Consider the following 15,485-nt stretch of genomic DNA (forward strand, 5'->3'; position numbering starts at 1 on the left):
CACGATTGGATGCCGGAAAACGGCTACCGAAACCATTTCGAAGCGGAGAAGGATGTGATGGATTTTGTTCATCACTACAACCATCGTCGTTGCCACTCTGCCTCGAACCACTTGCCGCCTGCGCTGTTTGAGCAACAAGCGGTCTAATGCTCCTAAGGAGTGGTTTAAAAAAACTGAACCACTACACCGAAGGCTGCGATCTTTTGCTTTTAACGGTTACAGCAACTCAAAGCTCTGCTGCGTCACATCCTGCGAATCCAGACCGATCTGCACGTTGAACTTGCCAGGCTCTGCCGCGTACTTGAGCTGGGCGTTGTAGAACTTCAGGTCATCCTCGGTGATGGTGAAGTGCACGACTTTCTGTTCGCCGGCCTTGAGCATGATTTTCTGGAAGTTCTTCAGTTCTTTCACCGGGCGAATCATCGAGCCGGTGACGTCCTGAATGTACAGCTGCACCACGGTTTCGCCGTCACGTTTGCCGGTGTTTTTCAGGGTGACACTGGCGTCGAGCTTGCCGGTGGCGTTCAGCGTGGTTGACGACAGCGCCATGTCGCTCAGGGCGAATTGGGTGTAGCTCAAGCCGTAACCGAACGGGAACAGCGGGCCCGTGGTGTCATCGAAGTACTGCGAGGTGTAGTTGCCCGGTTTGCCCGGCGTGAACGGCCGGCCAATGCTCAGGTGGTTGTAGTAGGTCGGGATCTGGCCCACGGAACGCGGGAAGGTCACCGGCAGTTTGCCCGACGGGTTGTAGTCGCCAAACAGCACGTCGGCGATGGCGTTGCCGCCCTCGGTGCCGCTGAACCAGGTTTCCAGAATCGCATCAGCCGACTGGTTCTCTTCGAGAATGGTCAGCGGACGGCCGTTCATCAGCACCAGTACCAGCGGTTTGCCGGTGGCTTTCAGGGCACGGATCAACTCGCGCTGGTTTTCCGGGATGTTCAGGTCGGTGCGGCTGGAGGATTCGTGGGACATGCCACGGGATTCGCCAACGGCGGCGACGATCACGTCTGCGTCCTTGGCTGCTTTCACCGCTTCGTCGATCAGCACATTGGCCGGGCGCGGGTCATCGACCACTTCCGGGGCGTCGAAGTTGAGGAAGTTCAGGTAGTCGAGGACCTTCTTGTCGCTGGTGATGTTGGCGCCACGGGCGTAGATCAGGTTGGCCTTGTCGCCGATGACATTGCTCATGCCGTCGAACAGGGTCACCGATTGCGCCGGACGACCGGCGGCAGCCCAACTGCCCATCATGTCGATCGGCGCCTTGGCCAATGGACCGACCAGCATGACTTTCGCGTCTTTCTTCAGCGGCAGGGTGTCGTTCCGGTTCTTCAACAGTACCAGGCTGCGTCGCGCCACGTCACGGGCTTCGGCGCGGTGCAGACGGCTTTCGGCGTAGGTGTCGGCCGGATCATCCTCGGCCCTGCCGATACGCAGGTACGGGTCCTTGAACAGGCCCATGTCGTACTTGGCGGCGAGCACTTCGCGCACCGCGTTGTCGATGTCTTTCTGTTCGATCTCGCCGGACTTGAGCAGCCCCGGCAGCTCTTTGCCGTACAGGGTGTCGTTCATGCTCATGTCGATGCCGGCCTTGATCGCCAGCTTCGCCGCTTCACGACCGTCGGCGGCCACGCCGTGCTTGATCAGTTCGAAGATCGCGCCGTGGTCGCTGACGGCCAGGCCCTTGAAGCCCCAGTCCTTGCGCAGCAAGTCGTTCATCAGCCAAGTGTTGGCGGTGGCCGGGATGCCGTTGATCGAGTTCAGCGCGACCATCACGCCACCGGCGCCGGCGTCAATCGCGGCGCGGTAGGGCGGCAGGTAGTCCTGGTACATCTTCACCGGGCTCATGTCCACGGTGTTGTAGTCACGACCGCCCTCGACCGCGCCATACAGGGCGAAGTGTTTGACGCTGGCCATGATGCTGTCGGCGGCGCTCGGGGTATCGCCCTGATAGGCCTTGACCATCACTTTGGCGATGCGCGAAGTCAGATAGGTGTCTTCACCGAAACCCTCGGAGCTGCGACCCCAGCGCGGATCACGGGAGATGTCGACCATCGGTGCGAAGGTGATGTCGAGGCTGTCGGCCGCCGCTTCCCTGGCGGCAATACGCCCGGACTGGCCGATGGCGTCCATGTCCCAGCTCGAGGCCAGGGCCAGCGGAATCGGGAAAATCGTACGATGACCGTGGATCACGTCGTACGCAAAAAACATCGGAATCTTCAGGCGGCTGCGCATTGCCGCGTCCTGCATCGGACGATTTTCCGGGCGGGTGATCGAGTTGAACGTACCGCCGATATTGCCGGCGGCGATCTCTTTGCGGATCAGTTCGCGAGGCATTTCCGGGCCGATGCTGATCAGGCGCAACTGGCCGATCTTTTCATCGAGGGTCATTTGCTTCATCAGGTTGCTGATGAACGCGTCCTTGTTTTCCAGGGGTACCGGGGTCGTGGCGGCCAATACTTGATGACTGGCCAGGCTGACGAACAGGCCCAGCAAACACAGCTTCTTCATGAATATTTTTCTCGAGGGCCCAAACGGCAATGCAATGCCGGCCAGCCAAAAGTTAGGGAGCGACTATTGTTGTTCGGGTGCAGGCTCAAAATGACCGAGCCAAAAACGCCCGCCGACCGTCGGCAGCGTTTGCGCAGGGCCTCTTTTTAGCCCATCGGCCCGTTGCAATCCAGTGGCGCGGCCGATTATGCCCCAACCGCCGATGCAGAAGGTTTCACGGTCGGTTTTTTATGAAATACGCCAGGGAGCATCACTTTGATGAATGTCAGTCCAACCTACCGCTCGCGTCTGCAGGTCGCCACGTTGCTGGTGCTTGCCACCTTGTTGACCGCGTGCGGCATCAACAATATCCCGACCCTCGACGAACAGGCGAAAGCCGCCTGGGGCCAGGTCCAGAACCAGTATCAGCGCCGTGCCGACCTGATCCCCAATCTGGTGGAAACCGTCAGAGGCTACGCCAAGCATGAAGAAGCGACCCTGACGGCAGTGGTCGAGGCGCGGGCCAAGGCGACGTCGATCCAGGTCGATGCCAGCACCCTCGACAATCCGGAAAAACTCAAGCAGTTCCAGCAAGCCCAGGATCAGTTGAGCGGTGCCCTGAGTCGGCTGATGGTGGTGTCCGAGCGTTATCCGGACCTGAAAGCCAACCAGAACTTCCTCGCCTTGCAGTCGCAGCTCGAAGGTACGGAAAACCGGATTGCCGTAGCGCGGCGCGATTTCATTCTGGCGGTGCAGAAGTACAACACCGAGATCCGCACGTTTCCCGGGCGCCTCTGGCACAGCGTGATGTACAGCGATCTGCCGATTCGCGAAACCTTCGAAGCCACCACCCCCGGCGCGGAAAAGGCCCCGGAAGTGAAGTTCTGACCCGAGGTTATTCATGCGTGTGTTGAAGATAGGCCTGGTGCTGATGCTGTGGCTGTTCGCCGTCAGCGCCCGGGCCGAGTTGACGTTCCCGGCGCTGAGCGGGCGAGTGGTGGACGAGGCGCAGATGCTCGAGCCCTCGGTGCGCGCCCAGTTGAGCCAGCAGTTGCAGGCCCATGAACAGGCGACCGGCGAGCAACTGGTGGTGGTCACGGTGCCTGATCTGCAGGGCACCACCATCGAGGATTACGGCGTGCAATTGGGCCGGCACTGGGGCATCGGCCAGAAGGACAAGAACAACGGCGCGCTGCTGATCGTCGCCCGGGACGAGCGCAAGCTGCGCATCGAAGTCGGTTACGGGCTGGAAGATCGACTGACCGATGCACAGAGTTCGGTGATCATTCATCAAGTGATCACTCCCGCGTTCAAGGCCGGCAATTTCAGCAAGGGCATCAGCGACGGCGTCGCGGCGATGCTGGTGGTGCTCGGCGGCAATCCGCTGGACGAGCCGTCGACGGTGTACGAGTCGAGCGGTGATCCGCAAAACGATTTCGTCTCGCGGCATCCGTTGTTGTTCGTTTTTCTGGTGGTGTTGTTCATCCTGACGGTGTTTGTCTGCCAGATGCTCGGTATCCTTCCCGCCGGCCGTGGCGGCTCCGGTGGCGGCGGTTTCGGTGGGGGTGGATTTGGCGGCGGCGGTGGCGGCGGGGGCTTCAGCGGCGGCGGGGGCAGTTTTGGCGGCGGCGGATCGTCCGGCGGCTGGTGAACACACAACAATAATGATCAGGCACTTTTCGACATGGCATTACTGACCGAACACGAACAACGCAAAGTCGCCGAGGCGATTGCCCGGGTCGAGCGCGACACCGACGCCGAACTGGTAACGGTGCTGGCGGCGCGCGCCGATGACTACGCATACATCCCGCTGCTGTGGGCCAGCCTGCTGGCGCTGCTGGTGCCGGGCATCGTTCATTACCTGACGGGCTGGCTGACCATGCGCAGCCTGTTGCTGGTGCAATGGGGGCTGTTTATCGTCCTGTGCCTGCTGTTTCGTCTGCCGAAAGTCACCACCCGCCTGATCCCGCGCCGTGTGCGGCACTGGCGCGCGTCGAATCTGGCGCGGCGACAGTTTCTCGAACAGAACCTGCACCACACCGTCGGCAGCACGGGGATGTTGATCTTTGTCTGCGAGGCCGAACGTTACGTGGAGATTCTGGTGGACGAAGGGATTTCCCGGCGGCTGGACAACAAGAGCTGGGACGCGATTGTTGCCGCGTTCACCGAGCAGGTGCGGCAGGGGCGCACGCTTGAGGGGTTCATCACCTGCATCGAGGCCTGCGGCGAATTGCTCAAGGTGCATGTGCCGGTGACGCAGGTGAGGAATGAATTGCCCAATCGGTTGATTGTGTTGGGTTGAGTCAGTCATGTGGCGAGGGGATTTATCCCCGATCGGCTGCGCAGCAGTCGCAAAAAACTGTGCATCTGATTTGACTGGCCGGACATAAAGGGCAGCGTCGCGCCCTGTCGGGGATAAATCCCCTCGCCACAAGGTTGGGTGTCATGGATTTTGCCGTTGGGTAAATAAGAGCGTGTCCCCAACCGCCATCCCCCCTAAAATACCCGCCATTCCCGATTTCGCCCCGCCCGAGGCTGCTTGTTCATGTCCGTTAACGCCCCATCCGCGCCGTCTGCCAAACCGGCGCCCGATCATCACGCCCAGTTCATCGAGCTGCTGCGCACCAGCCTCGAACAGAACGGCTTCATCAAACTGGTGCTGGCCAAATACGTGGGCGAAGAGGCGGAGCTGCAGCGGATCATCATCAAAGCGGTGACGGTCAAGGCGCAGCCCAACCTGTCCTTCGTTTATCGCTACAAGACCCGCGACATCACCAAGAACCTGCCGCTGAGCGAAGGCGTGGCGGTGATTGCCGAGCTGTTGCCGACGGCGTTCAAGAATGCGCATTTGCTGACTGTGACCGACGAAGCCCAGCTCGAATACAGCAAAAAGGGCAAGCCTTCGCTGTTCAAGAGCAAACCTCAGCAATTGCGTGAAGCGCCGTCCGCCGAGCACAACCGTGAGAAAAACCGTTTTCTGGACTTGAGCCGACCGTTCCTCAAGGACTTGGGCGTGACCAACGCGCGGCATGAGCTGATCCCGGCGATGTCGCGCAAGTGGAAGCAGATCAACAAGTTCATCGAAGTCTTCAGCCACGCGCTGACCTCCTCACCGCTGGCGCTGGACAAACCGGTGCGGGTCGCGGATTTCGGTTCGGGCAAGGGCTACCTGACGTTCGCGATTCACGATTACTTGCGCAACACGCTCAAGGCCGAGGGTGAAGTCACCGGCGTCGAGCTGCGCGAGGAGATGGTCAACCTGTGCAACGCCGCCGCGGCGAAACTGGAACACCCGGGCCTGGTGTTCAAGTGCGGTGACGTGCGCAGCGTGGCGCCGAGCGAACTGGACGTGATGATTGCCTTGCATGCGTGCGACATCGCCACCGACTACGCGATCCACACCGGCATCCGCTCCGGCGCGTCGATCATCATGTGTTCGCCATGCTGCCACAAACAGATCCGCCTGCAGATCCAGAGCCCGGCACTGCTCAAGCCGATGCTGCAATACGGCCTGCACCTGGGCCAACAGGCGGAAATGGTCACTGACAGTCTGCGTGCGCTGTTCCTCGAAGCCTGTGGTTACGAGACCAAAGTGTTCGAGTTCATCTCGCTGGAACATACCAACAAGAACAAGATGATTCTCGCGGTGAAGCGCGCCGAGCCGGTGGACCCGGCCCAACTGCTGGTGAAGATTCAGGAACTCAAGGACTTCTACAACATCAGCGAACACTGTCTGGAAACCCTGCTGCGCGCCGACGGCTTCCTCTGATCCTGTGGGAGCGAGCTCGCTCGCGAAAGCGGACTGACAGTCAACGATGATGTCGACTGTTAGGGCCCCTTCGCGAGCAAGCTCGCTCCCACATGGGGTTTGATGGCGGTCTTGCGCCCGAGCATCACCGTCGCGATGACCCCGCAGGCAAACAGCCAGGTAATCGGTTCCACATGTTCCCCAAAGAACAACGCCGAAAACGCGATGGTGAAGAAAATCTGCAGCAACTGGATCTGACTGACCCGCGCGATCCCGCCCATCGCCAGCCCGGCGTACCAGGCGAAAAAGCCGAGAAACTGCGAGAACAGCGCCACGTACCCGAACGCCCACCAGGTCTTGGCTGACACCGCGCCATGGTGCTGCAGCGCCAGGTACAACACCGGGCCGATCAGCAGCGGCGTCGACAGCACCAGCGCCCAGCAGATAACCTGCCAGCCGCCCATTTCCTTGGCCAGCCGGCCACCCTCGGCATAGCCCAGGCCACCCACGGCAATTGCGCCGAGCATCAACAAGTCGCCGGCCTGAATGCTGCCGGCCCCGGTGTACAACGCGTAACCGAGCACCAGCGCACTGCCCAGTGCGGCGCAGGCCCAGAAGGCTTTCGACGGGCGTTCATGGGACAGCCACGCCGCATACAGCGCCACACACAGCGGTTGCAAACCGTTGACCAGCGCACCGTGGGACGCCGGCAAGGTTTGCATGGCCCACGCCGACAGCACCGGGAAGCCGAGAATCACCCCGGCGATTACCAGGCTCAGGCCTTTGACCTGCTGCCAGCTCGGCCACTTCTCGCGTCGCCAGAGCAACAGCGCCGCCGCCGGAATCGCCGCGAACAGTGCCCGGCCCAAGCCATTGAGCAGCGGATGCAGTTCCTGCACCACGATCCGGGTGAAGGGCAGGGTCAGGCTGAAAATCACAACCCCGAGCAGGCCGAGGGCCATGCCGGTGTTTTCGCGCGAGGACATAGGAACACCGAAATCGAAGGTGGCAGAGAACGACCTTCATCAAGCCATAAACCGTGGACTTCTGGCTGTTACAGCTAGGCAAAGACTTATCCGTACAGTTCGAGATTGCCATCGCTGGCAAGCCAGCTCCCACAGTGATGGCGTTGAGCGCTAAATCGGTGATCGCCTCAGAACCTGTGGGAGCTGGCTTGCCAGCGATGAAGTCAACTCGGTAGTAGCCGGTTGTTACCCGCCCGAACGGATAAGGTCTACCTTGAAGACTCCTGCAAGCCCATTCCCAGAGGAGTCCTCCCCATGGCCGCGAAAAAAATCCTGATGCTGGTCGGCGATTACGTCGAAGACTACGAGGTGATGGTGCCGTTCCAGGCCCTGCAGATGGTCGGCCACACCGTGCACGCCGTGTGCCCGGACAAGGCCGCCGGCAAGACCGTGCGCACCGCGATCCATGACTTCGAAGGCGATCAGACCTACAGCGAGAAACCCGGGCACCTGTTCGCCCTCAACTTCGACTTCGCCAAGGTCGCCGAGGCCGATTACGACGCGCTGCTGATCCCCGGCGGACGAGCGCCGGAATACCTGCGCCTGAACGATAAAGTCCTGGAACTGGTGCGTGCCTTCGACAAGGCCGGCAAGCCGATTGCCGCGGTCTGTCACGGCGCGCAATTGCTGGCAGCGGCTGGGGTTCTCGAAGGTCGCGAATGCAGCGCTTATCCGGCCTGCGCCCCGGAAGTGCGACTGGCTGGCGGCACGTTCATCGATATCCCGGTGACCGACGGCCACGTTCAAGGCAATCTGGCGACTGCGCCAGCATGGCCGGCGCATCCGAACTGGCTGGCCGGTTTCCTCGGCCTGCTCGGCACCCAAATCACCCTGTAACGAGGATTCGCCGATGTGCGAGCTCTACGTCAAGGCCGACCCGATTCTCTACGAATCCCGCTCGCGCTCGCTGCGCATCTGCGGCGTGGTGACGACGCTGCGCCTGGAAAATCAGTTCTGGGACATCCTCAGCGAAATCGCCGAAGTCGATGGCATGACCACCAACCAGTTGATCGCCAAGCTGTATGAAGAGGTGATGGATTATCGCGGCGAGGTGGTGAATTTTGCTTCGTTTCTGCGGGTGAGTTGTACGCGCTATCTGAGTCAGCGGCGGGTGACGGAGCCGCAGTTGTCGGTGGTGCGAGCAGTGGTGAAACAGTCCTGACCGAGTTGACCCCATCGCGGGCAAGCCCGCTCCCACGGGTTTCTCTGGTGCTCACAAATTTTGTGGTCGCTGACGAACTCTGTGGGAGCGGGCTTGCCCGCGATGGGGCCGGTACAGGCGACAGAAGTGTTGGGCTGGTCTTTACTCTGAAGCGCGAAACCCCTCAACCGCCAAGGAGAATCGAGCATGTCCGGATGGTACGAAGTGAGCAAAAGCAGCAACGGCCAGTTCAGGTTTGTGTTGAAGGCCGCTAACGCTGAAACCATTCTCACCAGCGAGCTCTACACCACCCGCAGCGCTGCTGAAAATGGCATTGCAGCGGTGCAGACCAACAGTCCGCTGGATGAACGCTACGAGAAAAGGACCACCAAGGATGGTCATCCTTACTTCAACCTCAAAGCTGCCAACCACCAGATCATCGGCAGCAGCGAGTCCTACTCCAACGACGCCGCGTGTGCCAAAGGCATCGCCAGCGTCAAGGCCAACGGGCCGAGCAAAGTGATCAAGGACAAGACCTTGCCGGTACTCTGAATTCCCTCTCAAATTTCACACAGCTCCTGTGGGAGCGGGCTTGCCCGCGATGAGGGCCTGTCATTCAGCATTGATGTTGACTGATACACCGCTATCGCTGGCAAGCCAGCTCCCACAGGTAATTGTGTGTGAGATCAACGCAGGGTCTTGAGGATTGCTTTTAGCTGAGCTTGCCCAGCTTCGCTCAACGGAAACACCGGCAACCGCGGATCACCGACCTCCAGCCCCGTCTCGCGCAATCCAGCCTTGATCGTCGCCGGCAAACCGCCCTTGAGGATGAAATCCAGCAGCGGCAACTGGCGATAGAACAGCTTGCGTGCGTGTTCCAGATCACCGGCCAGCGCAGCCGCATACAGATCCAGGTTCAACTGCGGGATCAGGTTCGGCGCGGCGGTGCACCAGCCTTTGGCCCCGGCGGCAAACGCCTCCAGCGCCAATGGGTTGCAGCCGTTGTAGAACGGCACCTGGCCTTCACCGAGCAATTGCAGCTTGTGCATGCGCTGAATGTCGCCAGTGCTCTCCTTGACCATGGTCACGTTTTCCACGCCATTGACGATGCGCAGAATCAGCTCAACCGACATGTCGGTGCCGCTGGTGGCCGGGTTGTTGTAGAGCATGATCGGCACGCCGATGCTGTCGCCGATGGCGCGGTAATGGGCGAGGATTTCCGCTTCGCTGAGTTTCCAGTAGGAGGCGGGCAATACCATTACCACATCGGCGCCGTGGGCTTCAGCGAAGCGTGCGCGGCGTACGGCTTTGGCGGTGGTCAGGTCGGACACGCTGACGATGGTCGGCACCCGTTTGGCCACGTGCTGGATGCTGAACTCGGCGACCTGATCCCACTCGGCGTCGCTCAGATAGGCGCCTTCGCCGGTGCTGCCCAGCGGGGCGATGGCGTGGACGCCGCTGTCGATCAGGCGATCGATGGATTGGCCGAGGGCCGGCAGATCGAGGCCTTCGCCGTTGGCGCTGAACGGGGTGATGGTGTAGCCGATGATGCCGTGAATATTGGACATGATGGTCTCCGGGAAAAGCTGAAATCAGTTCAGGCAATCGGCGTGTTGGCGCAGGTTCTGCCGGGCGTAGTAGTTGAAAGCAGCGGCGTGGCGCTTGGGTTTCGACACCCAGTCGTGGGCTTCGCGCCCCAGCGCCGGAATGATCGGTTTGATCGTACCGGCGGCCATCGCCAGCAGCTGCAGTCTGGCGGCGCGCTCGATCAGTTGGGCGATGACACAGGCCTCTTCGATCGTGCTGCCGGTCGACAGCTGGCCGTGGTGCGATAACAGAATGGCGCGCTTGTCGCCCAGCGCACCGGCGATCAGTTCGCCTTCTTCGTTACCCACCGGCACCCCCGGCCAGCCTTCGAGAAACGCGCAGTCGTCGTACAGCGGGCACAGGTCCATGTGGGAGATTTCCAACGGCACTTCGAGCATCGACAACGCGGCAATGTGCGTCGGGTGGGTGTGGATGATGCAGTTCACGTCCGGCCGGGCGCGGTAGACCCAGCTGTGGAAACGGTTGGCCGGGTTGGCCATGCCGTGACCTTCGAGCACCTCCAGGTCTTCGTTGACCAGCAGCAGATTGCTCGCGGTGATTTCATCGAAACCCAGGCCCAGTTGCTGAGTGTAATAGGTTCCCGGTTGCGGACCGCGAGCGGTGATTTGTCCGGCCAGACCGGAGTCGTGACCGCTCTCGAACAGGATCCGGCAGGTCAGCGCCAGCTTTTGCCGGTCAGTCCACGTATTATCCGCCAGGCTTTTTTGCATTTGGGTCAGCGCTTGCTTGACCAGTTGCTCTTTGGGTAGTGCTAATGTCTTGGCCATGTTTGTGTCCTTTGAGTGAGTGCAAATGACACTAAAGAGGCTATATGACACAAAGTGTCATTGGCAAGTACAAATCGTTGCTTCCTTGATGGAATAACCGCTGCGCATGTCTATCCGTTTGAAATTGTTGAGAAAAAAACTTGGGGTAACGCTTGAGGCACTGGCCGAAAAATCCGGCATGACCAAGAGTTATCTGTCGAAAGTCGAACGCGGGTTGAACACCCCGTCGATTGCGGCCGCGCTGAAACTGGCAAAAGCGCTGAACGTGAAGGTCGAGGAATTGTTCTCCGAAGACAACGTCAGCCTCGACAGTTACAGCCTGGTGCGCAGCCACGAACGCCAGTCACTGGCGGCCAACGATCAGAGCCCGGGGTACGCGGTGCTGGCGCATCAGGTGAGCGAACGCAACCTGCTGCCATTCATCATCTACCCGCCGAGCGAATTCACCGACAAGACCTTCAAGGAGCATTTGGGCGAGGAGTTTCTGTTCGTCCACGAAGGGCAGGTGGAAGTGGATTTCATGAACGAGCGGGTGCTGCTGGAACGCGGCGATGCGCTTCATTTCAACGCGCAGAAGCCGCACCGGATCAGATCGGTGGGCGACGTGCAGGCGCAGTTGCTGGTGGTGGTGCACAGCAGCGAAGAATGAGTTGGCCCCAAAAGCTTCGCGAGCAAGCTCGCTCCCACAGTAGTTCGCGTTCCAATGTGGGAGCGAGCTTGCTCGCGAAGGCGTCAGTCCGGTTACATCAAACCTCGACCGGCACTGAAAGCTTCGGATTGCCCAACGCATGCGTCTTCGCATCAAAGAACCGCAACGCAACGCTGGTCCCTTCGAACACCTTCGCGTAATGGCGCTTCTGATGCTGAATGAACGCCGCACTGCGCGGATAGATCGAGATCGCCACGCTCGCCGGTTTCGCCAAGCGCAGCGCCCGCACGATGTGCGCATCCTGCTCGCCCAAGGCATGACCGAAGATGCACAGGTTATCCGCGTGCCCCAATAACTGTTCATAACAGAACGACAGATAATCCGAACTGCGGATGGTCTTGAGCTTGTCCGCGCTCGGCCCTTCGGTGACGAACAGCGGCACGTCGTCCAGCGTCTTGATCGTGTTGTTGATCGCAAAACTGCCGAGCAGGGTGCCCTCGGTCGAGGTCAGTTTGCGCGCGGTGCCGTCCTGGTTGCGCACCAGGTGCAGACCGCCGTGCAGGTACAGCAGACGCGGTTTGGCGCTGGTGCTGTCGCTCAGATCAAAACTGGCGTCGGGGCCGTTGAACAGGTCGTCGATGACCTCGCTGCGGTGCTGGATCGCCCAGTAGTTGAGCAGATCGTAATTGGTGGTGAACACCGTGTGATAACGCGCCAGCTCTTGGTTGAGCGTGGCCAGGGTCGAGGCCTGCACCAGCCGCCACGGAATGTGTACGGCGTGCACGGTATTGATCAGTGCTTCCTTGATCGCGTAATAGCGATTGCGCGGTGCCGCCGAGCTGACGGCCAGCGCTTTGTTGACCCGACTGGTGGTTTTCAGTGCACCGAGCACCTGCTCGAAGCTGCGCGTCTGCATCGCATCGAACACGCTCAGCTCCGACGGGCTCAGTGGTTTCTCTTCCACCGTGCGCGCGTTTTCGAACAGCGAGTCGTAGCCGAAGTCGTCCCACACCGCGCGGCTGGCGCCGTTGCCCACCAGCAGACCGCTGAAGTCAGTGGTGGCACGCAGGGCGCTCCAGTCTTCGAGGGTGGCGTCGACATCCAGAAAATCGGTCATTGCGTGGGCAGTCTCAAAACAAAGGGCGGATGGACGGCGACTTTATCACGAGCGGGCGTTGAGCCAGATCAACATCAGCCGTGACCGATCAGTCGATCCTGTGCACATCCGCCGGATCGGAGCAGTCGATTCGGCCCCAGTCAGGAGACGCGCATGAGCAGCACCTTTTTCATTCCAGCCGTAAACATCATGGGCAATGGATGCCTCGACGAGGCCATGGTTGCGATCCGCAACTATGGGTTTCGCAAGGCGCTGATCGTCACCGACGCGGGGCTGGCCAAGGCTGGCGTGGCGACCATGGTCGCCGAGAAGCTGGCGATGCAGGACATCGACTCGGTGATCTTCGATGGCGCCAAACCGAACCCGAGCATCGCCAACGTCGAATCCGGGCTGGCGTTGCTCAAGGAAAGTCGTTGCGATTTCGTGGTGTCGCTGGGCGGCGGCTCGCCCCATGACTGCGCCAAGGGCATCGCCCTGTGTGCGACCAACGGCGGGCAGATCCGCGACTACGAAGGCGTCGATCAATCGAGCAAGCCGCAGTTACCGCTGATCGCCATCAACACCACCGCCGGCACCGCCAGCGAGATGACCCGTTTCTGCATCATCACCGATGAATCGCGGCATGTGAAAATGGCCATCGTCGACCGCAACGTCACGCCGTTGCTGTCAGTCAACGACCCGGCGCTGATGGTCGCCATGCCGAAAAGCCTGACTGCCGCCACCGGCATGGACGCGCTGACCCACGCCGTCGAAGCTTACGTTTCTACGGCGGCCAACCCGATCACCGATGCCTGCGCGCTGAAGGCCATGACCCTGATCAGCAACAACCTGCGCCTGGCCGTGCGTGACGGCAGCGACCTCGCGGCGCGGGAGAACATGGCTTACGCGCAGTTCCTCGCCGGCATGGCGTTCAACAACGCATCGCTCGGCTACGTGCATGCGATGGCGCACCAGTTGGGCGGTTTCTACGACTTGCCCCATGGTGTGTGCAACGCCGTGCTGCTGCCGCACGTGCAGACCTTCAACGCACTGGTCTGTGCCGAACGACTGACTGATGTCGCCCACGCCATGGGCGCGGACATTCGTGGTTTCAGCGCGGAGGAGGGCGCTCAGGCGGCGATCAATGCGATCCGTTGTTTGGCCAAGGATGTCGACATTCCTTGCGGCCTGCGCGAACTCGGTGCCAAGCTCAGCGATATTCCAGTGCTAGCCACCAACGCGCTGAAAGACGCGTGCGGCCTGACCAACCCACGGGCGGCGGATCAGCGGCAGATCGAGGAGATTTTCCGTAATGCGTTTTGAGAAGCGCCGTCCTGATATGTTCAGCAGAGCTCACTGACCCCTTCGCGAGCAGGCTCGCTCCCACAGTTGAAATGCGATCACTGTGGAGCGAGCCTGCTCGCGAAGACTGACTCGTCAACACCACAAAACCATGAGCTCTCAGATCAGCCAACCGCTGCCACATTCCGCTCAAACACCTCACCAAACTGAATCAACACCACCCCGCCAATCAGCAGCAACGCGCCCAACACCCGCGACGCCGTCAGCTGTTTCTCCACCAGCCCAAACAACCCGAAGTGATCCAGCACCATCGACGCAATTACCTGCCCGGCCAACGCCAGCGCCACAAACCCCGACGCGCCGAGCTTCGGCAGCAACATCACCGCCAGCGCCACAAAGCACACGCCGAACGCACCGCCGGCCCACATCCACAACGGCGCCTTGCTGATAAAACCCAGCGACGGCAGCGGCAGGCGCAACGCCAGAATCACCGGCAACAGCACCAACACACTCACCAGCAACGAGGCCAAGGTTGCCCATAGCGGATGGCCGAGGCCCCGCGCCAGATTGCTGTTGATCGCACTTTGAAACGGCACCACCGCCCCGGCAAACGCGGCCAGCAGCAACAGGCCGGCCCACTGCAACGTACTCATGATCACACTCCAACAGGTTTTGCTGGACTGTAGAGTATTCGTCGAGCAGATTTAAATTCCGTTTTGTCATCCAGAACATGCACAAGATGAATGATCTACGCCGTATCGATCTCAACCTGCTGGTGGTCCTCGATGCCTTGCTCAGCGAGCAACACGTCACCCGCGCTGCCGAGCGGCTGCACCTGAGTCAACCGGCGGTCAGCCATGCGCTGGCGCGGCTGCGCGACTTGCTCGGCGATCCGCTGCTGGTGCGCGCCGGTTCGACCCTGGTGCCCACGGCGCGGGCGCTGGAACTGGTTGCGCCACTGGCCGAAGCGCTGGCCCAGGTGCAATCGCTGCTGGCGCCGAACACGTTCGATCCGGCCACCGCGCGGCGGACCTTTCGCGTGGCGATGTCCGACTACGGCGCGGCCATCATCCTGCCTGGACTGATCCGTACCTTGCGCCGCGAGGCACCGGGCATCGACCTGCAGATCAGCCACGCCAGCCGCGAAGGCATGCTCGACGGTGTGCTCAACGGCGACATCGACGTGGCCGCCGGGGTGTTCCCGGAAATGCCCAACGAATTGCGCAACAGCGTGCTGTTCGAAGAACGCTACGTCTGCCTGCTGGATCGCCGCCGCTTGCCGGCCGACGGCGTACTGGATTTGCCGACCTATCTGTCGCGCCCGCACGTGTTGCTGGAAATGCGCGGCAGCGGTACCCCGGAAATCGAACGGGCACTGACGACATTGCGCGAACGCCGCCGCGTCGCCATCAGCCTGCCGCACTGGAACGTCGCGCCGCAGTTGATCAGCGGCACGGATCTGATTCTCACGGTGTCGTCGCGCAGCGTGCGCGAGATTGATCAGCAGGAGCTGATTGTGCTGCCGCCACCGTTCGAGATTGCGCCGTTCACGTTTGTGCTGGCGTGGCATAAGCGCCGGGGTGGGGATCAGGCGTTGAACTGGTTGAATCGCCGGATTGAGGAGGGGATAGTGCGCGGCTGAAAACGTTATCAAGGAGTGGG

Annotated in this window: 16 protein-coding genes; 10 read left to right on the forward strand and 6 right to left on the reverse strand. The window is 60.9% G+C overall.

What is annotated here, in order from left to right:
* Positions 1–216: 216 nt before the first annotated feature.
* Positions 217–2,508, reverse strand: coding sequence for a beta-glucosidase BglX (bglX, locus tag HXW87_RS10490; RefSeq protein ID WP_239778874.1), 2,292 nt, complete (start codon positions 2,506–2,508; stop codon positions 217–219).
* Between the two features lie 258 nt (positions 2,509–2,766).
* On the opposite strand from bglX, the gene HXW87_RS10495 reads away from it, so the two are divergent.
* From HXW87_RS10495 to HXW87_RS10515, 4 genes are all read left to right on the forward strand, one after another.
* Positions 2,767–3,375, forward strand: a complete 609-nt coding sequence (locus HXW87_RS10495; RefSeq protein WP_007963199.1) for a LemA family protein — start codon at positions 2,767–2,769, stop codon at positions 3,373–3,375.
* Between the two features lie 13 nt (positions 3,376–3,388).
* Positions 3,389–4,138, forward strand: coding sequence for a TPM domain-containing protein (locus tag HXW87_RS29470; RefSeq protein ID WP_275588964.1), 750 nt, complete (start codon positions 3,389–3,391; stop codon positions 4,136–4,138).
* A 33-nt stretch (positions 4,139–4,171) separates the two neighbouring features.
* Positions 4,172–4,789 carry a hypothetical protein gene (locus tag HXW87_RS10510; RefSeq protein WP_239778875.1) on the forward strand — a complete coding sequence of 206 codons (618 nt, stop codon included), beginning with the start codon at positions 4,172–4,174 and terminating at the stop codon, positions 4,787–4,789.
* Positions 4,790–5,032: 243 nt separating this feature from the next.
* Positions 5,033–6,256 (forward strand): SAM-dependent methyltransferase, encoded by a 1,224-nt coding sequence (locus HXW87_RS10515; protein ID WP_239778876.1) that lies wholly within the window; start codon positions 5,033–5,035, stop codon positions 6,254–6,256.
* 59 nt (positions 6,257–6,315) lie between these two features.
* On the opposite strand, the gene HXW87_RS10520 is transcribed toward HXW87_RS10515, so the two are convergent.
* Positions 6,316–7,221 carry a DMT family transporter gene (locus HXW87_RS10520; RefSeq protein ID WP_239778877.1) on the reverse strand — a complete coding sequence of 302 codons (906 nt, stop codon included), beginning with the start codon at positions 7,219–7,221 and terminating at the stop codon, positions 6,316–6,318.
* A 294-nt stretch (positions 7,222–7,515) separates the two neighbouring features.
* On the opposite strand from HXW87_RS10520, the gene HXW87_RS10525 reads away from it, so the two are divergent.
* The 3 genes from HXW87_RS10525 (at position 7,516) to HXW87_RS10535 (ending at position 8,953) form a co-directional block, all read left to right on the forward strand.
* Positions 7,516–8,097, forward strand: a complete 582-nt coding sequence (locus HXW87_RS10525; RefSeq protein WP_047292206.1) for a DJ-1/PfpI family protein — start codon at positions 7,516–7,518, stop codon at positions 8,095–8,097.
* Positions 8,098–8,110: 13 nt separating this feature from the next.
* Positions 8,111–8,422 carry a ribbon-helix-helix domain-containing protein gene (locus HXW87_RS10530; RefSeq protein ID WP_041070458.1) on the forward strand — a complete coding sequence of 104 codons (312 nt, stop codon included), beginning with the start codon at positions 8,111–8,113 and terminating at the stop codon, positions 8,420–8,422.
* 186 nt (positions 8,423–8,608) lie between these two features.
* Positions 8,609–8,953, forward strand: a complete 345-nt coding sequence (locus HXW87_RS10535; RefSeq protein WP_239778878.1) for a YegP family protein — start codon at positions 8,609–8,611, stop codon at positions 8,951–8,953.
* Between the two features lie 134 nt (positions 8,954–9,087).
* Here HXW87_RS10535 and HXW87_RS10540 read toward each other — a convergent pair whose 3' ends face one another.
* Together HXW87_RS10540 and HXW87_RS10545 are read right to left on the reverse strand one after the other, a co-directional pair.
* On the reverse strand, positions 9,088–9,972 hold the full coding sequence (locus HXW87_RS10540; RefSeq protein ID WP_239779149.1) for a dihydrodipicolinate synthase family protein: 885 nt from the start codon (positions 9,970–9,972) through the stop codon (positions 9,088–9,090).
* Positions 9,973–9,993: 21 nt separating this feature from the next.
* A complete protein-coding gene (locus tag HXW87_RS10545; protein WP_047292216.1) occupies positions 9,994–10,776 on the reverse strand; it encodes an aldolase in 783 nt (260 codons plus the stop codon).
* A 106-nt stretch (positions 10,777–10,882) separates the two neighbouring features.
* Between HXW87_RS10545 and HXW87_RS10550 the strand changes: the two genes are divergently transcribed.
* Positions 10,883–11,425: an XRE family transcriptional regulator gene (locus HXW87_RS10550; RefSeq protein ID WP_239778879.1), complete on the forward strand. Its 543-nt coding sequence runs from the start codon at positions 10,883–10,885 to the stop codon at positions 11,423–11,425.
* Positions 11,426–11,522: 97 nt separating this feature from the next.
* On the opposite strand, the gene HXW87_RS10555 is transcribed toward HXW87_RS10550, so the two are convergent.
* Entirely contained in the window at positions 11,523–12,542 is a 1,020-nt protein-coding gene (locus HXW87_RS10555) for a DUF4917 family protein (protein WP_047292218.1), read from the reverse strand.
* A gap of 153 nt (positions 12,543–12,695) precedes the next feature.
* Between HXW87_RS10555 and yiaY the strand changes: the two genes are divergently transcribed.
* On the forward strand, positions 12,696–13,844 hold the full coding sequence (gene yiaY, locus HXW87_RS10560) for an L-threonine dehydrogenase (RefSeq protein WP_239778880.1): 1,149 nt from the start codon (positions 12,696–12,698) through the stop codon (positions 13,842–13,844).
* Between the two features lie 143 nt (positions 13,845–13,987).
* Here the strand turns inward: yiaY and HXW87_RS10565 are convergent, their stop codons facing one another.
* Entirely contained in the window at positions 13,988–14,476 is a 489-nt protein-coding gene (locus HXW87_RS10565) for a DMT family transporter (protein ID WP_239778881.1), read from the reverse strand.
* A gap of 77 nt (positions 14,477–14,553) precedes the next feature.
* On the opposite strand from HXW87_RS10565, the gene HXW87_RS10570 reads away from it, so the two are divergent.
* Entirely contained in the window at positions 14,554–15,465 is a 912-nt protein-coding gene (locus tag HXW87_RS10570) for a LysR substrate-binding domain-containing protein (RefSeq protein ID WP_239778882.1), read from the forward strand.
* Positions 15,466–15,485: the final 20 nt, after the last annotated feature.

Source organism: Pseudomonas sp. Y5-11 (assembly GCF_022368695.1).
Classification (GTDB): domain Bacteria; phylum Pseudomonadota; class Gammaproteobacteria; order Pseudomonadales; family Pseudomonadaceae; genus Aquipseudomonas; species Aquipseudomonas parakoreensis.

Coding starts and splice junctions, on each gene's coding strand:
- bglX (WP_239778874.1), bottom strand. CDS start 2,508: ATGAAGAAGCTGTGTTTGCTGGGCCTGTTCGTCAGCCTGGCCAGTCAT.
- HXW87_RS10495 (WP_007963199.1), top strand. CDS start 2,767: ATGAATGTCAGTCCAACCTACCGCTCGCGTCTGCAGGTCGCCACGTTG.
- HXW87_RS29470 (WP_275588964.1), top strand. CDS start 3,389: ATGCGTGTGTTGAAGATAGGCCTGGTGCTGATGCTGTGGCTGTTCGCC.
- HXW87_RS10510 (WP_239778875.1), top strand. CDS start 4,172: ATGGCATTACTGACCGAACACGAACAACGCAAAGTCGCCGAGGCGATT.
- HXW87_RS10515 (WP_239778876.1), top strand. CDS start 5,033: ATGTCCGTTAACGCCCCATCCGCGCCGTCTGCCAAACCGGCGCCCGAT.
- HXW87_RS10520 (WP_239778877.1), bottom strand. CDS start 7,221: ATGTCCTCGCGCGAAAACACCGGCATGGCCCTCGGCCTGCTCGGGGTT.
- HXW87_RS10525 (WP_047292206.1), top strand. CDS start 7,516: ATGGCCGCGAAAAAAATCCTGATGCTGGTCGGCGATTACGTCGAAGAC.
- HXW87_RS10530 (WP_041070458.1), top strand. CDS start 8,111: ATGTGCGAGCTCTACGTCAAGGCCGACCCGATTCTCTACGAATCCCGC.
- HXW87_RS10535 (WP_239778878.1), top strand. CDS start 8,609: ATGTCCGGATGGTACGAAGTGAGCAAAAGCAGCAACGGCCAGTTCAGG.
- HXW87_RS10545 (WP_047292216.1), bottom strand. CDS start 10,776: ATGGCCAAGACATTAGCACTACCCAAAGAGCAACTGGTCAAGCAAGCG.
- HXW87_RS10550 (WP_239778879.1), top strand. CDS start 10,883: ATGTCTATCCGTTTGAAATTGTTGAGAAAAAAACTTGGGGTAACGCTT.
- HXW87_RS10555 (WP_047292218.1), bottom strand. CDS start 12,542: ATGACCGATTTTCTGGATGTCGACGCCACCCTCGAAGACTGGAGCGCC.
- yiaY (WP_239778880.1), top strand. CDS start 12,696: ATGAGCAGCACCTTTTTCATTCCAGCCGTAAACATCATGGGCAATGGA.
- HXW87_RS10565 (WP_239778881.1), bottom strand. CDS start 14,476: ATGAGTACGTTGCAGTGGGCCGGCCTGTTGCTGCTGGCCGCGTTTGCC.
- HXW87_RS10570 (WP_239778882.1), top strand. CDS start 14,554: ATGCACAAGATGAATGATCTACGCCGTATCGATCTCAACCTGCTGGTG.